Source organism: Mesorhizobium sp. P2_F8, from assembly GCF_056403655.1.
Genome location: NZ_JBFUFB010000009.1, coordinates 332,644 through 351,068 on the forward strand (window position 1 = coordinate 332,644; position 18,425 = coordinate 351,068).

19 protein-coding genes and 2 pseudogenes are annotated in these 18,425 nt (G+C 59.3%); 10 read left to right on the plus strand and 11 right to left on the minus strand.

Features of this window, described 5'->3' with window-relative positions; all coding sequences use genetic code 11:
• The first annotated feature begins 217 nt into the window (after positions 1–217).
• A complete protein-coding gene (locus tag AC1DZP_RS23435) occupies positions 218–622 on the plus strand; it encodes an MAPEG family protein (RefSeq protein ID WP_477224894.1) in 405 nt (134 codons plus the stop codon).
• A 289-nt stretch (positions 623–911) separates the two neighbouring features.
• Here AC1DZP_RS23435 and AC1DZP_RS23440 read toward each other — a convergent pair whose 3' ends face one another.
• From AC1DZP_RS23440 to AC1DZP_RS23460, 5 genes and pseudogenes are all read right to left on the minus strand, one after another.
• A complete protein-coding gene (locus AC1DZP_RS23440) occupies positions 912–1,721 on the minus strand; it encodes a metallophosphoesterase (RefSeq protein ID WP_184873619.1) in 810 nt (269 codons plus the stop codon).
• 16 nt (positions 1,722–1,737) lie between these two features.
• Positions 1,738–2,697 carry a diacylglycerol/lipid kinase family protein gene (locus AC1DZP_RS23445; protein WP_477224895.1) on the minus strand — a complete coding sequence of 320 codons (960 nt, stop codon included), beginning with the start codon at positions 2,695–2,697 and terminating at the stop codon, positions 1,738–1,740.
• A complete protein-coding gene (locus AC1DZP_RS23450; RefSeq protein WP_477305681.1) occupies positions 2,661–3,407 on the minus strand; it encodes a phosphatase PAP2 family protein in 747 nt (248 codons plus the stop codon). The genes AC1DZP_RS23445 and AC1DZP_RS23450 overlap by 37 nt, the downstream gene beginning before the upstream one ends.
• 503 nt (positions 3,408–3,910) lie before the next feature.
• A pseudogene (locus AC1DZP_RS23455) lies at positions 3,911–4,108 on the minus strand (hypothetical protein); the annotation flags it as partial.
• Positions 4,109–4,186: 78 nt separating this feature from the next.
• Entirely contained in the window at positions 4,187–4,723 is a 537-nt protein-coding gene (locus AC1DZP_RS23460) for a cytochrome b (RefSeq protein WP_477224897.1), read from the minus strand.
• Positions 4,724–5,422: 699 nt separating this feature from the next.
• Here AC1DZP_RS23460 and AC1DZP_RS23465 point away from each other — a divergent pair.
• Genes AC1DZP_RS23465 through AC1DZP_RS23475 form a run of 3 tightly spaced genes read left to right on the plus strand, consistent with a single transcriptional unit; the run spans position 5,423 to position 11,678 of the window.
• Entirely contained in the window at positions 5,423–10,042 is a 4,620-nt protein-coding gene (locus AC1DZP_RS23465) for a GAF domain-containing protein (protein ID WP_477305683.1), read from the plus strand.
• Positions 10,039–10,428, plus strand: coding sequence for a response regulator (locus AC1DZP_RS23470; RefSeq protein WP_477305685.1), 390 nt, complete (start codon positions 10,039–10,041; stop codon positions 10,426–10,428). The genes AC1DZP_RS23465 and AC1DZP_RS23470 overlap by 4 nt, the downstream gene beginning before the upstream one ends.
• Positions 10,425–11,678: a response regulator gene (locus tag AC1DZP_RS23475; protein ID WP_184873623.1), complete on the plus strand. Its 1,254-nt coding sequence runs from the start codon at positions 10,425–10,427 to the stop codon at positions 11,676–11,678. The genes AC1DZP_RS23470 and AC1DZP_RS23475 overlap by 4 nt, the downstream gene beginning before the upstream one ends.
• A gap of 101 nt (positions 11,679–11,779) precedes the next feature.
• Here AC1DZP_RS23475 and AC1DZP_RS23480 read toward each other — a convergent pair whose 3' ends face one another.
• Positions 11,780–12,406 (minus strand): DUF2062 domain-containing protein, encoded by a 627-nt coding sequence (locus AC1DZP_RS23480; RefSeq protein WP_477305687.1) that lies wholly within the window; start codon positions 12,404–12,406, stop codon positions 11,780–11,782.
• A 288-nt stretch (positions 12,407–12,694) separates the two neighbouring features.
• Between AC1DZP_RS23480 and AC1DZP_RS23485 the strand changes: the two genes are divergently transcribed.
• The gene (locus AC1DZP_RS23485; protein ID WP_184873625.1) at positions 12,695–12,916 is read left to right on the plus strand and encodes a DUF768 domain-containing protein; all 222 of its coding nucleotides are present in this window, start codon (positions 12,695–12,697) and stop codon (positions 12,914–12,916) included.
• A gap of 115 nt (positions 12,917–13,031) precedes the next feature.
• Here AC1DZP_RS23485 and AC1DZP_RS23490 read toward each other — a convergent pair whose 3' ends face one another.
• Positions 13,032–13,532 (minus strand): cupredoxin domain-containing protein, encoded by a 501-nt coding sequence (locus AC1DZP_RS23490; RefSeq protein ID WP_184873626.1) that lies wholly within the window; start codon positions 13,530–13,532, stop codon positions 13,032–13,034.
• A 148-nt stretch (positions 13,533–13,680) separates the two neighbouring features.
• Entirely contained in the window at positions 13,681–13,983 is a 303-nt protein-coding gene (locus tag AC1DZP_RS23495; RefSeq protein ID WP_184873627.1) for a cupredoxin domain-containing protein, read from the minus strand.
• 310 nt (positions 13,984–14,293) lie between these two features.
• On the opposite strand from AC1DZP_RS23495, the pseudogene AC1DZP_RS23500 reads away from it, so the two are divergent.
• Both AC1DZP_RS23500 and AC1DZP_RS23505 read left to right on the plus strand, forming a co-directional pair.
• Positions 14,294–14,410: pseudogene (locus AC1DZP_RS23500) on the plus strand (transposase); the annotation flags it as partial.
• A 509-nt stretch (positions 14,411–14,919) separates the two neighbouring features.
• Positions 14,920–15,090 (plus strand): hypothetical protein, encoded by a 171-nt coding sequence (locus tag AC1DZP_RS23505; protein ID WP_477305690.1) that lies wholly within the window; start codon positions 14,920–14,922, stop codon positions 15,088–15,090.
• Positions 15,091–15,185: 95 nt separating this feature from the next.
• Here the strand turns inward: AC1DZP_RS23505 and AC1DZP_RS23510 are convergent, their stop codons facing one another.
• Both AC1DZP_RS23510 and AC1DZP_RS23515 read right to left on the minus strand, forming a co-directional pair.
• Positions 15,186–15,461, minus strand: coding sequence for a hypothetical protein (locus AC1DZP_RS23510; protein ID WP_184873629.1), 276 nt, complete (start codon positions 15,459–15,461; stop codon positions 15,186–15,188).
• A gap of 37 nt (positions 15,462–15,498) precedes the next feature.
• Positions 15,499–15,798, minus strand: coding sequence for a hypothetical protein (locus AC1DZP_RS23515; protein ID WP_477305692.1), 300 nt, complete (start codon positions 15,796–15,798; stop codon positions 15,499–15,501).
• Positions 15,799–17,173: 1,375 nt separating this feature from the next.
• Here AC1DZP_RS23515 and AC1DZP_RS23520 point away from each other — a divergent pair.
• Complete coding sequence (locus AC1DZP_RS23520; RefSeq protein ID WP_184873631.1) at positions 17,174–17,395, plus strand: DUF768 domain-containing protein; 222 nt, start codon at positions 17,174–17,176, stop codon at positions 17,393–17,395.
• A 16-nt stretch (positions 17,396–17,411) separates the two neighbouring features.
• On the opposite strand, the gene AC1DZP_RS23525 is transcribed toward AC1DZP_RS23520, so the two are convergent.
• The gene (locus tag AC1DZP_RS23525; protein ID WP_477305694.1) at positions 17,412–17,819 is read right to left on the minus strand and encodes a nuclear transport factor 2 family protein; all 408 of its coding nucleotides are present in this window, start codon (positions 17,817–17,819) and stop codon (positions 17,412–17,414) included.
• 143 nt (positions 17,820–17,962) lie between these two features.
• On the opposite strand from AC1DZP_RS23525, the gene AC1DZP_RS23530 reads away from it, so the two are divergent.
• Positions 17,963–18,193, plus strand: a complete 231-nt coding sequence (locus AC1DZP_RS23530; protein ID WP_477305696.1) for an ATP-dependent DNA ligase — start codon at positions 17,963–17,965, stop codon at positions 18,191–18,193.
• A 105-nt stretch (positions 18,194–18,298) separates the two neighbouring features.
• Positions 18,299–18,425: helix-turn-helix domain-containing protein (locus AC1DZP_RS23535; RefSeq protein ID WP_477305712.1), on the plus strand; the 127-nt coding region annotated here is incomplete at its 3' end.

The following is an 18,425-nucleotide window of genomic DNA, read 5'->3' on the forward strand; positions in this document are numbered from 1 at the left end:
CAGAACGGGCAGGCGGCTAATCGGCTAATCGTCACCAACTCGCCATCGACACGGTGACCTCGCCCTGAGCTCGATCTCCTGGCCGTTCCATCTTGAACGTATCGCGGCTCGAAGGTGGGAAGTTAAAGCCAATCTATGGCGACTGGCCTCAAACCCATCTCCCTCGCCGACCTAGAGCAAATCAGCTAAAAGGACCGTGGTACATGGGGGAGAGGCAATGTCTGCAACGGCTTACAGTTTGGTCGGGTTCATTTCATGGACACTGATCTTGCTGATCGTGATGGAAGTGATCCGCACATATCTCGTGGTTTCCCGACGGGTGCCTGCTAATGGGTTTGCGCCTGACAATAGCGGACTCTGCCCCTTCATGGAGAGGTTGGCACGCGCTCATGCCAACTGCATTGAAGGCCTTCCAATCTTTGGCGGCTTGCTCGGCGTTGCAATAATGACATCGAGAACGGCGCTTACCGACCCTCTAGCCTTCGTGCTTTTGGGAGCACGCCTCGTCCAGTCGGTTATCCATCTCGTTTCCACCAGTCAGATTGCAGTGAGTCTGCGGTTCACGGCATTTGCCGTCCAGATGGCAATTGGCGCGTATTGGGCGTGCGCCCTTTTATCGTAGAGGGCGTGAGGATCTTGGGATAGCGAAGGTAGCGACCAACCTTTGCGACCATAGCGGAACCACGGCCAACCATGTCTGCGGGTCGCTGTTCATTGTCTTCCCTCAACTGTCAGCCTAGGTAGTTTTCAGTAGGGACAAAACCGAATTTCGCCACCCCCGGATTCGCGCGATTTTTGTGTCACGGATCAATCGGGAAAACAGCCATCCACGCTCAGCCGCAGTCGTTGGGGCAGCGACTTAACGCGGTGTCTCCCTTGCGGATGAGTAAGACGCTGTTCCTGATCGCCCTTCAAGCAGCTTCCCACCCGCGTGGACCGTGCCGAAAGGAATAACTGGCTGAGATCTCGAACCCGGGCCGCAAAGGCTGCCAGGCTCGACACTCGACGGAGATGCTCGGGTGCTCGATGCGAATGATGTTAAACGAATTTGCAGCGTGGCGACGCCGCGATGAAACCGCCGTTCCCGCTTGAATGAGCAGCGCCGCATAGCCGTCGATGAGGTAACGCCTTGCGCTCGAACCGGTGCGGTGAAGATGCTGGTGGCCAGACAATATGATGTCTACGCCGCTGCGCGAGAAGGCATCCATTGCCAGAGCCGCGCGGCCAACGATGCCTTCGTCGCTTTCCAGATCCAGCCCTTCAAAAGGATGATGAGTGACCACGACCCGGGTAATGTCATCGGACATACGTGAGAATTTCTCTGTCGCAGCCGCGAGCTGGCGGACATTGATCCTGCCATCCTTGATTGTCAGGGATCGTGCCGTGTTGATCCCGACGACAGCGACTTCGCTGTCGGCATAGAACGGTTCGGTGTCCGCCTCGATGTAGCGCCTGTAACGCGACAGAGGCGTCGATGCGCGCGCGAAGACATTCCAGAGCGGCACATCGTGATTGCCGGGCACTACGATGCGGGGACCAGGAATAGAATCAAGGAAGGCTCGCGCCTGCAGGAATTCGGCTTTCCGGGCGCGCTGCGTTAGATCCCCCGATACGACGAGCAAATCAGAGTCGACGGCGCGAACCTCGACCGCGATCGCTTCCACAAGCTGGCTCTCCGTTCTTCCGAAGTGCAAATCCGAGAGGTGGACGAGGGTTCTCACTGAAAGCTCTCCGCTGTCACCTATGGCCCCGGCTTCTGGTCATTTTGGCAGGCGCAAGGACCTGCAAGGCAGCTGGTCGAATCTGAAAGTTCAAGGGCATGTCCATACTGACGGCTTCGCCGTCCAGAGAAACCAGCATGGCGTGGCGATGCGATGTGATTTGGAGTGAGCTTGCCCGATAGGTTTCAAGATCTCGGGTGGCGTCGATCATGCCGAACGCGATTTTGAACGGAAGCAATGCCAGTCCAAGCCAGGACTGCTGCTTGACGACGTAAACGCACAGCTCTTTTGACGACAGGCTGCGGCGACGGCCAAGATCGGCGATGTCGTAAAGATTGTTACCAACAAACACACAGGGCGTCCGCAGTCTTTCGCGGGTGCCCTGAGCAGCGACGTGGACAGCCTGCCACGAGGCGGATCTCAACGTTCTCATGAGGGCGGGTCCGATGGCGGCAAGCTTGCCGAACCCACGGCGCCGCTGCTCGGCTGAACGCTTTGCAACAAAGAAGGGATAGATCCCAATCGATGAGTTGTTGAGAAAGACGCGGCCGTTGACCTCGGCGACATCGACTGCCACAGGCTTGCCTGTCGTGATTGTATCGATCGCCGCTGCGAGGTCGAGAGGCACACCCAAATCCTTGGCAAAGTGGTTCAATGTGCCGAGCGGAAGGACACCGAGCACCAGATCGGTCCCCGCCAGCGCGGAGGCTGCGCTGCTGAGGGTGCCGTCGCCACCGCCCACCACCAATATTGATCCATGGCCGGACTTCGACTTGTTTTCGTCGACGAAGCGCTGAGCCAGCTCTCCAACCTCTCGCCCAACCACCAATCGGACATCCGCCTCGACGCCACGTTCGGCGAACCCATCCCGTACGGCTCTCTCTATGTCACCCTTGTGCGCCGCAGCGCCGGCATTTTTGTTGATGAGGGCCAGGACCTTCAAGTTTCCACCCGCTTCGGCCTTTCCTGAAACCATAACGCGGCTATCCAACACAGGATCGCCCAGCCAGAACCAATGCACCATCCCGCCAGGACATCCGTGGGATAGTGGACCGCGAGATAGACCCGGCTTATTCCAACGGCCACCGTCAGAAACACGGCGATGGACATGAAATACACTTTGAGACGCAGTTCCTGATTTGCGTGTGAAAGGAGAGCGTCCACGGTCAGGAACGCGATCGCCGAAAGCATTGCATGTCCGCTCGGGAAGCTTGCCGTGAATACTCGCGTGACATGAGGGATCTCTGGCCTGGGCCGGTTGAAGCTCAGCTTGAGGATCGTGCCAAGCAGTTCACCGCCAACCACCGCCACCGCCATCCAGATGGCGAGAGCCCGCTTGTGGATCAGAAGAAGAAAGACAACCCCTGCCAGCAACACGAAGCCAAGAAACACCACGCTGCCCACTGAGGTCACATCCCGGGCCGCTTCCTGAAGCCATGGCGGACCGATCGGGTAGGCCGGATCGGCTGCGCGAAGAGCCGACATGATGGCCAGGTCGAACTTGGTCGTGTCACCTTCCAGGACTTCCTCTGCCAGCACCCCGAAGCCGAAAACGAGGCATGCTACAAGCATCGCCGCAACAAGCCTGTTTTTGCCTTGCGCGGACGCACCGCTGATTTGACATGGCGGGCGAGGCTGGTAACTCCCTAGGCGCCGGCGCTCGGTATCTGGGACTGGTTCGCTCAAGCGCAGCACCTCGATCTATAGTCCACAACGGCTTCGTATGAACCAGGTTCCCCAATCATAAATGCGGTCCAGACCCCGGTCCACGCGGTTGGCCGACCGGCTGCATGACGCACCCGGCTAGCTAACCCCTTGCTTGGGGGCGCATGTGTGACGGGAATACCTGCGCAAAGAATTTGAGCAGGTTGACTGTTCCAGCAGTAAAACTGTCTTCCTAGCTCGCCGGGGAGCAATTTCGCTGCCGCTATTGTCTGAATCTCACATATAATCCTCGCCTTCGGTGTCTCTCCAAAGCCCGGAAAATTGCGCCAGCCGACGTATTCGAGGGATGGGCAATTGACAAGCGCACGGCGCCCGAATGGAGTTCTGGATGAGGGACATCGCCTTTCCATGTTGGGACAGTGCCCATCCAGAAGGCATCCACTGCGGGTGAAAACTTCGCCGCATAGAGCGGTTCGGCAGGCGGCGCGGCAAATTTAACTTCTAGCTCCGCCTCACGAACTGGCGCTGGCGGCGAGAACGGCCGCGAACACGATCAGGATGATGGCCGTGCGGATTAAGGTCGCGAAATCGGAATTGATGTTCTCGATGCAAACCTTGGCGAAAATTGCCGTCAGCGCGGCGAAAGTCGGTGATAGCAGCGCCCAGAATTGCCAGAGGAAGCGGCCAGGTTCATTTCGATGACCTCGTGGATGGCGTCCCAAACCTAGATACCTCGAAACGCGAACCACCTGACGCCAAGATCACTGGACCCTGCCCGTGGCGTTAGCGCCCACAAAGGCTCAACCCTTTGGGAGCATTCTCGTCAAAATTGCATCGCGGCGGATGAAATGATGGTACAGCGCAGCCAAGGCATGCAGGCCGACGGCTATCAGAATGCCATTCGCGCACAATGAGTGAAGTTCTCGGATCGTGCGAGCCGTAGTTCGATCAGGTGTAAAGGGAGCCGGGATCGTAAACAGGCCGAAGAAACTCAACTCGTTACCCCTGAACCAGGTCAAAACGATGCCTAGAACAGGGATCGCAATCAACAATGCATACAGGACAAGGTGACCAAACTTGGCCGCCGCCCGCTCTGGCGCCGACATCTCTTCGGGAAGACCGGGGGCTCCTCTCAGGCCGCGCAGGACGACCCGCCAAAGCACCAGGCCAGCCAACAGAAGGCCAAACGAAATATGCAGCCGCCAGAAGGAAGCGACCATAGGATCGCCACGAGGCAACAGGTCCTCGCCGAAGGTCAGTGCGTAGAGCAAAAGGACAAGCACGAAGAGAGACCAGTGAAGAAACTTCTGGGTGGAAGTGTACGCGGGAGATGTCATCCGACGAGGGGCTCCTGTTAAAAAGGATATCCTTCTTCCGTTGGCTTCCCGTCAGACTTGTGGCCGCCAAATTACGGTTTTGTAACGATCTCGCCCCCGGTCCTGCCTTCAACGGTGTCCAGCCGCGCGGGGCTTCAACGGTGCCTCCAATAGGCGCTCGCACTCCCGGCGGGTTCCGGTTCGCTAACTTAGGTGCCCCCGACTTGCCGTCTGCCTGTCCTAAGCCAACAACGGTCAAAGCGGCCAGCACTCCAGCTGGCTGAGTCATAGCGGTGTATGATCGCAATAGCCGGTTGGATTTGGACGACAACCCTGAAAGCCGAACTAGGGCTTGCCGACCACAACTGGCGATCTGCCGTGCGCGCACTCGTTCTATCAGTCACGATGTATGCTTCCGGATGATGATGATGGGGCACCGCGGGGAACACTTGACGACCGACTGGTAGGTCAAGGTGCGAAGAAGCGGGCACTCAGCCTACGACCCCCATCTCGGACGTATTCCCTATCTGCAACAGCTCCCAAAGCCGACGCTCAGGTGCATCACCAAAGCGGCCGAGCTGCGTCACAAACGGACGTTGCAGGTCACCAAACTTGACGCTGGGCTGGCCAAAGCCGACACTCAGCAGAGAAAAAAGGAGCGCCTCAATGGGAGGGCCCGACTCCGACTCTGAGATGACGATCAGCTCGCTTCGATCCGAGTTGACAGCGGCGCGCGAAGAAAATCAGGTACGCACCGCGGAGGTCGCCAATCTCCTTGAACAGCAGAATGCGACGAGTGCGATCCTCAGGGCGATCGCCGCATCGCCGACCGACATCCAACCCGTCCTGCAGGTCGTGGCGGAGAGTGCTGCGCGCTTTTGCGACACCTACGACGCCGGCATTTTCCTAGCGCGAGACGGAACACTATTCCCCAAAGCGCACTACGGACCCATCGCCTTCGACTTCGAACCGATGCCGGTCGCACGCGATTGGGTCTGCGGTCGCGCCTTCGCCGACTGCAAGACTGTGCATGTCAACGACATAGCAGTTGCAGGTGCGGAGTTTCCTGTCAGCCAAACACTTGCCGAAAGGCTTGGCCACCGCACGATGCTCGCAACACCTCTCATGCGTGACACCGAGGCGATCGGCGCGCTCGTCATCAGGCGCATCGAGGTCAAGCCTTTCAGCGAGAAGCAGATCAAGCTGCTCAAGATTTTCGCCGACCAGGCGGTCATCGCCATCGAGAACGTGCGCCTGTTCGACGAGGTGCAGGCGCGCACGCGCGATCTCGGCGAGGCGCTGGAGCAGCAGACCGCGACCGCCGAGGTGCTCAAGGCAATCAGCCGGTCGGCCTTCGATCTCCAACCTGTACTGCAGACGCTGGTCGACTCGGCAATACGCCTGGCCGGGGCGGACATGGGCGCAATCACGTTGCGCGTTGGCGATACGTTGCGGTTCATGGCAGGCGGCGGGCAGGCTGCTGAGCTGCATGCATACGAACGAGCCAACCCACATGTCGTGGGACGAGGGACGTTCCAGGGCCGCGCCGCGCTGGAGGGATTGACGATCCACGTGGCGGACGCGCTTGAAGACCCGGAATACGAAAGGCCGGAAGCGGCAATCATGGGCAGTTTCCGCGGAGTACTTTCTGTTCCGATGAAGCGGGGTCAGGAGACCATCGGCGTATTCGGCTTGGCGCGGCGGACGATCGGGCTATTTTCACCGCGTCAAGTCGAACTGGTCGAGAGCTTCGCCGACCAGGCCGTGATCGCGATCGAGAATGCCCGGCTGATCGAGAAAGTCGAGGGGCACAATCGTGAACTGGCCGAGTCGCTGGATCAGCAGACGGCGACGGCCGAAGTGTTGAAGACGATCAGCAGTTCGGTGTTCGATCTCGATTCCGTGCTGCATACGCTTGTGAAGTCCGCGTCCGACCTCTGTCATTCCGGGATGGGCTACATCTATCTTCGCCAGGGCGACGTGTTGCAGCCGACGGTACAGATCGGATGGAGCCAAGAATTCCAGGACCACATGAATAACCTCCCGGTCACGCCGGGCCGGGGCAGCATCGCCGCCCGTGTTGCCCAGAGCGGGTCCGTAGAGCAGATTACCGACGTTCTCGACGATCCGGAGTATACCAACATCGAAGGCCAGCGGCTCGGCGGCTTCCGCACCCTGCTGGGCGTTCCGCTGATGCGTGACGGCGCCGTGACCGGCGTCTTCGTCCTCGCCCGTTCGTCGGTCTCGCCGTTCAGTACGCGCGAAATCGAACTGGTGCAGACATTTTCGGATCAGGCGGTCATCGCGATCGAGAACGTGCGGCTGTTCGAAGAGGTGGAGTCCCGCAACCGCGACCTAGCCGAGTCGCTGGAACAGCAGATGGCCACCGGCGCAATATTGCAAGTGATCGCCGGGTCTCCTACGGATATTCAGCCTGTGCTGGACGCCGTCGCTGAAAGTGCCGCTCGGCTCTGCGACGCCTATGACGCAACGATCTATCTGCTGCGCTCCGACAGGCTGGCTGTGGGAGCGCATCACGGACCGATTCCGATTGACAGTGCTGGCTTGCCGGTCGCGCGCGACATCGTTACCGGCCGCGCCGTATTGGATCGGGTTCCGGTCCACGTTCACGACTTGACGATCGCTGGAGAGGAGTTTGCAACTGGCCGAATGATGGCTCAACGCCTTGGTTTTCGCGCGATTCTCGCCACTCCGCTGTTGCAGGAAGGAAAAGCAATCGGAGCGCTTATGATCCGGCGCATCGAGGCGCGGCCCTTTAGCGACAGCCAAATTGGCCTTCTCAAAACTTTCGCCAACCAGGCTGTCATCGCAATCGGCAATGTGAGGCTCTTCGAGGAGGTGCAGGCTCGCACCGCCGAGCTTGGCGAAGCATTACAGCAGCAGACCGCGACCGCGGATGTGCTCAAGGTCATAAGCCGCTCCGCATTCGACCTGCAGAGCGTCCTGCAGACACTTATCGATTCTGCTGTGAGGCTCTGCGGTGCGAAAACGTCTGGCATCTTTATGCGGGACGGCGATGTCTTCCGACTTGCGGCAGGCTACGACCAAACCCCGGAGTATCGCGCGTATGAAGAGGCGAATCCGAGTCCGATGAGCCGACAATCCTGGGTCGGCCGAACAGCACTCGACAAGGCAGTCGTCCATATTCCGGATGTTACCAAGGACACCGAACATGGCCTTCCCGAAGCTCCGCGACTCGGAGGTTATTCGGCTGTGCTCTGTGTACCGCTCATGCGCGAAGGATCGGTAATTGGCGTCTTCGCAATGACGCGGCCCGAACCCGGGCCCTTCACCGAGAGCCAGATCGAACTTGTCCAGACCTTTGCCGATCAGGCGGTGATCGCCATCGAGAATGTGCGCCTGTTTGAAGAGGTACAGGCACGCACGGCGGAACTGAGCGAGTCACTGCAGCAGCAAACGGCGACTGCGGATGTGCTGAAGGCGATCAGCCGCTCGACGTTCGACCTACGGGCAGTGCTCGACGCTCTAGCCGAATCGGTGACCCGGCTGTGCGAGGCGGACAACGCCTCGATCGTGCGTGAGACGGACGGCAAATTCGTCGAGGCTGCAAGTTACGGCTATCCGGCCGAGCTCGAGGAATATTTCAGCGGCTTTGTGCACGTCCCGGGGCGAGGCACCGGGGTCGGCCGAGTCCTGCTCGAAGGCAATGCCGTCCAGATTCCGGACGTGCTGGCTGACGCCGACTACACGCTGTGGGAAGGACAGCGGCTCGGCGGATACCGCACAGTGCTGGCCGTGCCGCTGCTGCGCGAGGGGGTTCCAATCGGCGTTTTCTCACTCACCCGCTCGACGGTGCGGCCCTTCACCGAAAGGCAGATCGAACTCGTAGAAACCTTTGCCGACCAGGCAGTGATCGCCATCGAAAATGTCCGTCTGTTCGACGAGGTACAGGCCCGCACGGCGGAATTGAGCGAATCGCTGCAGCTGCAGACGGCAACGGCGGATGTTCTGAAGGCGATCAGCCGTTCCACATTCGACCTGCAGCCGGTTCTCGACACGCTGGCAGAATCAGCGGCCAAGCTGTGCGACGCGGACACGAGCGTCATCTTCAAGCGTGAAGGCGATCTTTACCGGTGGTCGGCCGAGTACGGCAATTTGCCTGAAGCCGCGACTTTCGCCAAAGCCAATCCCTTCGCCGCCAGTCGCGACAGCGTCACCGGACGGGTGGCCCTCGAAGCCCGCGCCGTCCACGTTTCGGACGTCCTCGCCGACCCGGACTACGGGGCAACGCAGCTTCAGAAGCTCGGCGGCTACCGTACCATTCTATGCGTTCCGATCTTGCGCGAAGGCGCGCCGGTCGGCGTGTTCGCGCTGACGCGGTCACAGGTGCGGGACTTCACGCCGAGGCAGATCGAGCTCGTCGAGACGTTTGCCGACCAGTCCGGCATAGCGATCGAGAACGTCCGGCTGTTCGACGAGGTGCAGGCGCGTACCCGCGAATTGTCACGCTCGCTCGAAGATCTGAGGACCGCGCAGGACCGCCTCGTGCAAACGGAGAAGCTCGCCTCACTCGGCCAGTTGACCGCCGGTATCGCCCACGAGATCAAGAACCCGCTCAACTTCGTCAACAACTTCTCAACGCTCTCCGGCGAACTCATCGATGATTTGAACAGTGTGCTGGCCGGAGCGCCTTTGGAGGCATCCGTGCGCGAAGAGGTAGGCGAGCTGACAGCCATTCTCAAGAGCAATCTCGACAAGGTGGTCCAGCACGGCAAGCGGGCCGATTCCATTGTCAGGAACATGCTGCTGCATTCGCGCGCAGGTTCAGGAGAGCATCGTGCGATTGACATCAATGCCATCGTGGAGGAGAGCCTGAACCTTGCCTATCACGGGGCGCGCGCCGAAAAGCCGGGATTCAACGTCACGCTGACGCGGAATTTCGACCCGCAGGCGGGGGATGTCGATCTCTACCCGCAGGAGATCACGCGGGTGCTTCTCAACCTCATCTCCAACGGCTTTTATGCAACAGCCAAGCGCAGCGCCGCGGCGAATGGCGCGGGCTATGAGCCGACGCTCTCCGCCACCACCATGAGTCTCGGCGACCGTGTCGAAATCAGGATCCGCGACAACGGCACCGGCATTCCGCCGGAGGTGAAGGAGAAGATGTTCAATCCATTCTTCACGACCAAGCCAGCCGGCGAGGGTACCGGGCTCGGCCTGTCGCTCAGCCACGACATCATCGTCAAACAGCATGCTGGCACGATCGACGTCATCAGCCAGCCAGGCGAGTTCACCGAGTTTCGGATTGTGCTGCCGCGCGCTGCGGCCTCGCTCGCAAAATCGGGAGGTGAAGAATGAACCTCCTCATCCTGGTCGTCGACGACGAGCCCGACGTCGAGCCGCTGTTTCGCCAGCAGTTCCGCCGCGACATCCGAGCCAGCCGCTTCACCATGGAGTTCGCGCAATCGGCGGTGGATGCGTTGGAGCAGATAGACCACGCCGAAGGGGTGACACTGATCCTGGTGCTGTCCGACATCAACATGCCCGGCATGAGCGGGCTCGAGCTGCTGCCGAAGATCAAGGTGCAGCGGCCGGACGTCCCGGTCATCATGATCACCGCCTATGGCGACGCCGAAACCAAGCGCAAGGTCTTGGAGAACGGCGCCGAAGCGCTGCTGACCAAGCCGATCGACTTTGCGACGCTCAGGCAACAGATCGAAACACGGCTGGGAATGGTGGCGTGACGGCGCGCATCCTTGTGGTCGACGACGAGCCGGACCTTGAGGTCTTGATCGTCCAGAAGTTCCGGCGTCAGATCCGCGACGGCGCGGTCATTTTCCTGTTTGCCAGCGATGGTGTGGACGCCCTGTCCGTCATCGACGGCAACAGCGACATCGACATGGTGCTGTGCGACATCAACATGCCCCGTATGGACGGCCTGTCGCTGCTGGAGAAGCTGCAGCAGGCCGAGGGGCAGCAGCTTTCGACGGTCATCGTCTCCGCTTACGGTGACATGGCCAACATCCGCACTGCGATGAACCGCGGCGCCTTCGACTTCATCACCAAGCCGATCGACTTTGCCGACTTGGAGACCACGATTGCCAAGACCTTGAAGCATCGCGAGGTGCTGCACGAGGCGCATCGGCGGCAAGCGGTCGCGGAGCGCGCGCATGCATCGCTGTCGCGCTACTTCTCGCCCAATCTTGCCGAGCGGCTGGCCGGCGACGCCGACGGGTTGGCGCTAGCCGGGCAGTGGCGCGAGGTCGCCTCGCTGTTCACCGACATTACCAGCTTCACCACGCTGGTGGAAACGATCGACCCCGCCACGCTAGGCGCGCTCCTCAACGACTATTTGGCCGGCATGACCGACGTCGTGTTCGCGCATGAAGGTACCGTCGCCAAGATCGTCGGCGATGCACTACATGTGCTCTTCGGCGCTCCTGGCGAGCAGCAGGACCATGCGGCGCGCGCGGTTGCCTGCGCGCTCGAGCTCGACGCGCTGTCGCAATCGTTCCGCGATAGCTGGCGCGACAAGGGCGTCGCGGTCGGTACGACCCGCATCGGCGTCCATGCAGGTCCGGCGCTGGTCGGAAATTTCGGCGGAGGCCGCTTCTTCGACTACACGGCCTATGGCGACACTATCAATATCGCGGCGCGGCTGGAAAGCGCCAACAAGCAGCTGGGCACGCGTATCTGCGTCAGCGGGAGCGCGGCTGCAAGGGTCGACGGCTTCCGCGGACGGCCGGTCGGCGATCTGATACTGCGCGGCAGGGCCGAGGCGCTGCGCGCGTTCGAGCCTTTGTCGTCAAAACAGTATGATGATCCTTCGACGGCGAGCTATCTCGAAGCCTTCGGCAGATTGGAGGCGGGCGATGCAAACGCGGTTACGGCTTTCGCCGCGCAGATCGGCAAATGTCCGGACGACCAGCTCGCCAGCTTCCATCTCAAGCGGCTGCTCAACGGCGCCAAGGGAACGCGGATCAGCCTCGACTGATGTGGTCAGCTACCAAGCTCTGGGTCTCGACGAGAGCTGAGCCCTTTCGGCGTTCAAGGCGCGCATCGCCAGGAACTGGTGGACGCTAAGATCGTCGAACATCAGGGCAGGATCGCACCAGAACGGCGATGTAGAGCAGGCAGAGGGGGCGATAACGCGTTGTCTTCTTGCTGAACGGGCCGGCTCCCCTTTTCGGCCAGTCGCTTACGCCTCTGTTCGCGGAAGGCTGTCATGCCATAGCGGGTGATGCCATAGAACAACAGGCCAAAAATCAGCCCGAGTGGCACCGCACCGCACAGCATGGGCTTTAAGACCGGTGCCCACAGTTGCGAAATTGAAAGGGTCTGCAACATCTCACTCAGATGGGCTGGCCGTTCTTGACTTTGCATGTGGCCGTGCAACATGATCTTGCCGGTCTCCCAAGTCGCTCCCACAACAAGTGGGAAGGTCAGCGGATTGCCAAAGACAAATGTTCCTAACCCTCCCGCCACCATGTTTCCTGAGATCAGCCAGCACACAATGGCGGCAATGGCGAAATGGGATCCTACCGGAAAGAATGACGCGAAAACGCCCGCCGCGACCCCAGCCGCGACGGCGTGCGGAGTGGCGTTCAGCCGGAGGATGCGCTTTGAAAAATATTGAAGCGAGCGCGAGAACGAGCGGCGCGGCCACATATAAATGCGTAAGCGCTCGAAGCGACCATCAGGATTTCGGCGTCTAAAGAGCACTCTCTTGCCCCCTTACAACGCAGTCTGGAGTTGAACGGATTGATGTCGTCTCTCTCAAAAAAAACGCAGCCTGTGCTGCTTTGTTCCGAATTTCTTATTAGCCGCGAGACCAATAGAAAACGGTAAACGCGGATAGCAATGACTAATCCCTCGTCGCCCCGCGCGGCTCTGGCAAACCCAAGAGCCTAGCAAGCGCTCTGGCCGCCCGCCACCTTGCGCAAATGTTCGTGTCAACATAGCTGGGTCACGCGCGCTGCTGTGGATCAGTTTGAAAATGGCTGCTCTTGGATGAGCACGCGTGGCAACGACTTTTGTACAAATGGATATTGCGCAAACGTTACAGAAGCGGCGGGCGCAGACATCATTTCAGTTGCCGAGCTCACGCAAAAGCTGTTCGCCGACGCCAAGTCGATAGGCATCTCAAGCACAGAGATCGAGGAAGACAGCGGCAGCGTCTATAAGACAATCGTTGACGCCATCGTGCATCACGAAGCTGGCGTGGCGGATTGACGAGCGGATGACCGACAAGCCCGTAACAACCTACGTCGTGAGCGTTTTCGAAAAGCCGCATTGGCGTACGCCGAAGGCGAAGCACTAAGAGATTCTGCAGAAACAACGGCCTTCCTTATGGATCGACGGTGAATTCGGCCCACATGCCGGCTCCATAGTGACCAGGCACGTTGCAGATAAGCAGGTATTTTCCAGCCTTCAGATCGACGGTCAATGTGCCTGATTTGCCGGGATCGAGTTCCGAAACTTCGCCCTTGTCGCCAGCCTTGTCTTCGTCGACCCGGTTCTCGTTCTCAAGATAGGGAAGCGGCTTGCCAGGTTCGGCAAGGTACATCACGATCATTTCGTGGACCGTGTCCTTGGAGTCATTGATCACTTTGAATGTGACCTCCCCGGCCTTCACAGCACCCGGCGAAGCCTTGATGCCCATGGTCGCTTTGGCGATATCGAGTCCTTGTGTTGCATAGGCGAGCCCCATTGCCATCTCAGTGCTCGCGCCCTTGTCCCACAGCGATATCTGGACAAGCGAAGCAGCCTGGACGGCGCCGGCATGGCCGGCCATCAGTATTGTGGCAGCAGCGAGCCCGAGCGCTGCCCTTCTCAATATACTTTTCATGACGATCTCTCCATCGGGACGGCAGCGGAGGCGCTCTACGTCCCCGTCACTATTCGTTCATGAAGGTCACCCACGGTCCTTGCGCCAGATCAAACCGCGCGCCACCATGCGCCTTGCGACGGCTCGGATGCTCGGGCTCGAGATGCCGCTATTTCGTCGCGACCGTGCCCTTCATCGAGCTGTGGATCGCACAATGGAATGCGTGTGCGCCGGCAGCTGATATCTTGACCTTGGCACTCTTGCCAGTGGCGAGATGGCCAGTGTCGAAGGAGCCGTCGAGCGCGGTGGCGGTATGCGTCATCGAGTCGGCATTGGTGAAGGTGATGGTATCGCCAACGGCGATCGAGATTTTCGACGGATTGAATTTCATGCCCTTGATCTGGACCGCATGATTCGCGGCGTAGGCTGGCATGGCAAAGGCAAGAAGAGCAAGAACGAGCATGGTGCGCATGATGGATTTCCTCCTGAGCGCGAACCCTCATCCTACGCTAACGCTGGCGTAAGGCCTGTTATGCCCACGAAGCCGAAACTTTTTTGCGCACGCGTCGTGCGGGCGTTGAGGTTCCTCCGCGAGCCCTGCATCTCGTTGCCGTCGATGATGCCGCTTCGCCTTCGCGCAGCTAACCATCCTGCGGTCGCGCCTTCCGCAGCCTCACCCCGGCGCCGCCGCCATTCTCGGGGATGAACTCTACGCCAGCCGTTTCGAGGGCGCGTTCAATAGCGGCTAAGATCGCAGCGCTCCGATCTGCTTCAGCCCATATCTCTACCGCGCACGCAACCGCGTAGAGCGGTTCTTCAACAAGATCAAGCAATGTCGTTGGGTGGCAACGCGCTACGATAGGCTTGCCGCCAACTACCTTGCCTTCGTTCAACTCTAATCAGGCTATGGCTGCGCCTTAAATGAGTCCGCGTCCTAGCTGCTAATGGAACGGAAACGGCTATTCTCCAGACGCCGCGTCTAATCAACTAGCACGATGAACGGTTTGTGCTTCGGCCGTTCCTGCCAAATGACTTGACGCAGATCGGGCATGTCGACCGTCTGGCCGCAGCTAATGATCAATGCGCATGACGTGAATGGCGCGGGTCCTGTGGCATTACTTGTCACCAGCCTTGGCTGAACACGACCGTTCCGTCGTCTTTGCGGACTTCTACTGAGACCACGCCATCGTTCCGGCGTCTCGCCGGGAGGTCGCATGGCCCTTGGCGGTCTTATAGTCGTTGAACGGCGTCTGTCCCAAGATGCCTGTCTTCGTGTACCAAATCACTGTGTAAGCCACCATCACCCTCCAATGTACTGCCGAGCCTAAAGCGGACAAGCCGGCCCAATAAAGACCGGCTTGTCCGCAGCCGAAAAAGCTCGCGCAAACTGAGTACGTTATGCACTGTGATGGACGTGGTGGACGTGGTGGACGTGGTGGATGTGGTGGATGTGGTGGTAATGATGGTGGTAATGATGGATATGGTGGTAATGATGGTGATGATGGTAGTTTGCCGGCTGCTTGTCGTGAAGGCGATGCGGGTTGGCGGCGTTTGCCACGCCCACGGCCAGTGGCAATGAGAGGGAGAGTGCCGCTGCGAGGGCGTACATCAGGGGCTTTTTCATAACGTGTTCCTTTACGTGTCTGTTACTGGTTTGAATTATGCGCGCTAAGATCAGGTCTTGGGGGCGTCTTTCTTCACAGCCTTCTTAGGTGCCTTCTTGACCGGGCACTTGTGCGTCTTGGTCGGCTTGCAGGACGCGGTCTTCTTAGAGGCCTTTTTCGGAGCTGCCTTCATCGGAGCTGCGGTGGCCGGAGCAGTAGCTGCCGGCGCGGTGGTGGTCGAAGCAGCCGGAGCAGCGGTCGTGGTGGCGGCGGCGTTGCCGAGAGCCGGCATCGAGAAGGCGAGCGCGACGGCGAGACCGGTTGCGGAGAGGAGAGACTTTTTCATGGCTTCGTTTCCTTTGTATGCGGGTCGAGTTTGAGTGTTACTGAACCGGGTCGTTCGGTGTGACACTAAGCAGCTTCAGAGCGTTGGCGAGCATCCGGATACCCTGTGCCTGTTTCTTGGCGGCGCAGTACCGATTGCCCTTTCTCTGAAGTGCCTTTGCCGCGGTGACCTTCGTTGCCGTGGCATGAGTTTCGAGGGCTTCATCAAGCTGGTGGCTGAGATTGGTGCAACGCTCGCTCCGGGTAAGGGCGGGCTTTGCATCCGACTGTTCGACCGCCGCTGCCACGAGCGACATGGCGAACACCGCACTCATCAAGCTGGTCGAAATTTTTGTCATCAGGTCCGAAGAGCCCTCAACGACTTTCGGCGGCCCGTGGTGTGGCCGCGAGCCATGATGCGCTCCGTATTTGTCTGCGATGTTTCTGAATTGTTTCTGGATTGTAGAGAATTGTTTCCGCCTGATGTTTCACCCCAAGGGGCCTTTTGTGCGTTTCAACGGGGCCGTGCCGGGCGCACGGCGTGGTGTGACGCGCGTGATCTGGATGACTTGACGGAACATTAGCGACTTCTAAATATTCTCGCTTACGGAAGGCGGTGCCCTCCATCGCTTGCCGAAGATCGGGTGTCCTCCTGATCGGCCCGCGCTAGCCCGCAAGCGGCGCGGGCTTCAGTGAGGAACAGGATGATCTACAAACCTGCCACAACCTACATCGTCAACATATGCGAATGCGGGTCAGGCGGAAGAAGGATGGTCCCTCTCGTGCCGAGGGCAAGAGAGGAAAGCTTGGCTGCCGCCAGACCAAGTCGCTTCCGGCAAACAAAGCTCGCCATGTAATAGTGACTGGAAGCCGACTTTCCACCGAGAACGGTGCGACCCGGCGCCCCTCTTTTGACACTGAACAAACCAAAAGGGCGCCGAGTCTTTACCGGCGGCGCTTTGAGGGAAGCGGCGCCGAGAAGTGAGCATAGCGCTCTCGCTAGAGTTGTCGGAATACAACCTTTAGGATGATGGCCGCTGCTGCCTACATCCTGATCGAGACATACGACAACAGGTAAATGATCGCGATGGTCGCCGTAGCGAGTACGACCCATACGCCCAAGCTGCTCATGCTTCCTCGCTCTGGCAAGCAAGGCGTTGGGATGGAGGACGCCGGCCCAGGCGGAAAAGGTACTACAAGCACAAGCTGAAATAATCGAGATGCAGACGGCTACGGTGTGATCGCGGAACCAACCTCCAGCCGCGCCGTTTGTGTCGGGCGCTGCCCGAAACTTGCACCCAGGCCCTTCCGGCCTTGCATTTGCCCGATGCTTCTCCCCGAGGCAGCGGGCTAATAGGCACTCAATGCGCAGTGCTCTACCTTCGTTGGCCAATTTTGGTAGCGGGGAGGCCCGACCGGCCTTCATGGTGACGCAGGATTGCGGGGCCGGGCCTGCGCCGGACATTGTTGGGATGCCGGGCAGGTGGCCTGCGCGGTCCCCGGAATACCAGGCCCCCCTAAGCACCGGCCTTTACCTTACGGCAGGGCGCTGCTCCCCTTTTGGAACCAAATCAGAGTTTGCAGCTTCTTAGCATTCAACGAATGAATGCATAAGGCGCGCCTAATGTTCAGTGACAAAGAAACACGATTTTTAGAAGCAGGGCTGTTCGCTGCCGTGCCGCTATCTATCCTGATCGCGGTGGCGATGGTTAGCCTTACGTTCGACTGGTTTGGATGAGCACGCGCGGAACCGACTTTTTGTATAAATGGATGGCGTCCAACGTCCCTGAGACGGCTGGCGAAGATGTCATCTCAGTTGCCGACCTCACGCAAAAGCTGCTCGCCGACGCCAGGTCGATAGGCATCTCCAGCACCGAGATTGAGGAAGACACCGGCAGCGTCTACGAAGCAATTCTGGACGCGATCGTACATCATGACGTCGGCGTGGCGGACTGATCGACGCCGCTAGGGCTTAACCCCAAAATGTGTCCCAGGCGTAGAGGTCGTAGATAAACTCCCGGCCATCCATCACCTTGCCGTTCTTGATTTCGAAGACGATGCAAGTGAGTACATCTAGCCGTTTGCCGTTCCGCTCCCCGGTATCGCGATGGATGGCGACAACGGATCCGTCCTCGCTCTCCGTTACGTGCAAAAGGTGGGAATTAAACGTCCCGTGAGTTTCGCTCCCCAACCTGCTGAAGTAGCCAAAAATCGCTTCGTGCCCCTTGTAATCTCCGGCGAGCGAACTCTTCCCCGGACTATGCCACGTGCAGGACTCGTCGTTCGTTTGCTTGAGCGTGTCCATGTCTCCTGCTTCGAACGCTGCATAACCGCGCCGTACGAGATCAGAGTTCTGATTTCTTGGCGTCACGTCTGCCATAACTTCCTCCCTTAACCGGGCGAACGGGGTAGGTTTGCCGGTTGGCAAATCGTAGGCCGTTCATTCGAATATTCAATTTTGCTAAAATGCTTAGGAACTAATATGGGCACCACGCCTTGAATCGCGATTCCGTGAGCATGTGCATGCGTTTGAAGTTCATCCCGCCGTTGATGCCAACCCTGGTGGAGAAGCCACTCGAGGGCGACGGATGGATTCATGAGGTCAAGTTCGACGGCTACCGGTCGCAGATCATCAGGGATGCCGGCGGCGTGCGCATCTTCACCCGCCGCGGTCTCGACTGGACATCCGAATATCGCGACCTTGCCAAAGCCGTGGGCGAGCTCGATGTCGAGGATGCCGTCATCGACTGTTGATTGCCACTGAGAAGTGACCCGGCATTGAAGGATATTTCCATCGAGAATTGACCCATGTTTGAACCTTGCCCTGCGTGTTGCAGCGGGGGCTACGGAGTGATCGACATGGCATTATTGAGCGTGATCCGACGCTGGCATTTTCGAGAGCATTTATCGATCCGTGAGATCAGCCGCAGGACCGGCCTGTCGCGGAATACTATTCGCAGATATCTGCGTTCTGACGGTGTTGAGC

Excerpts from the sequence above, each read along its gene's own strand:
- AC1DZP_RS23435 (WP_477224894.1), top strand. The coding sequence starts at position 218 with ATGTCTGCAACGGCTTACAGTTTGGTCGGGTTCATTTCATGGACACTG.
- AC1DZP_RS23445 (WP_477224895.1), bottom strand. The coding sequence starts at position 2,697 with ATGGTTTCAGGAAAGGCCGAAGCGGGTGGAAACTTGAAGGTCCTGGCC.
- AC1DZP_RS23460 (WP_477224897.1), bottom strand. The coding sequence starts at position 4,723 with ATGACATCTCCCGCGTACACTTCCACCCAGAAGTTTCTTCACTGGTCT.
- AC1DZP_RS23470 (WP_477305685.1), top strand. The coding sequence starts at position 10,039 with ATGAACCTCCTCATCCTGGTCGTCGACGACGAGCCCGACGTCGAGCCG.
- AC1DZP_RS23485 (WP_184873625.1), top strand. The coding sequence starts at position 12,695 with ATGAGCACGCGTGGCAACGACTTTTGTACAAATGGATATTGCGCAAAC.
- AC1DZP_RS23490 (WP_184873626.1), bottom strand. The coding sequence starts at position 13,532 with ATGAAAAGTATATTGAGAAGGGCAGCGCTCGGGCTCGCTGCTGCCACA.
- AC1DZP_RS23495 (WP_184873627.1), bottom strand. The coding sequence starts at position 13,983 with ATGCGCACCATGCTCGTTCTTGCTCTTCTTGCCTTTGCCATGCCAGCC.
- AC1DZP_RS23505 (WP_477305690.1), top strand. The coding sequence starts at position 14,920 with ATGGACGTGGTGGACGTGGTGGACGTGGTGGATGTGGTGGATGTGGTG.
- AC1DZP_RS23510 (WP_184873629.1), bottom strand. The coding sequence starts at position 15,461 with ATGAAAAAGTCTCTCCTCTCCGCAACCGGTCTCGCCGTCGCGCTCGCC.
- AC1DZP_RS23515 (WP_477305692.1), bottom strand. The coding sequence starts at position 15,798 with ATGACAAAAATTTCGACCAGCTTGATGAGTGCGGTGTTCGCCATGTCG.
- AC1DZP_RS23520 (WP_184873631.1), top strand. The coding sequence starts at position 17,174 with ATGAGCACGCGCGGAACCGACTTTTTGTATAAATGGATGGCGTCCAAC.
- AC1DZP_RS23525 (WP_477305694.1), bottom strand. The coding sequence starts at position 17,819 with ATGGCAGACGTGACGCCAAGAAATCAGAACTCTGATCTCGTACGGCGC.
- AC1DZP_RS23530 (WP_477305696.1), top strand. The coding sequence starts at position 17,963 with ATGCGTTTGAAGTTCATCCCGCCGTTGATGCCAACCCTGGTGGAGAAG.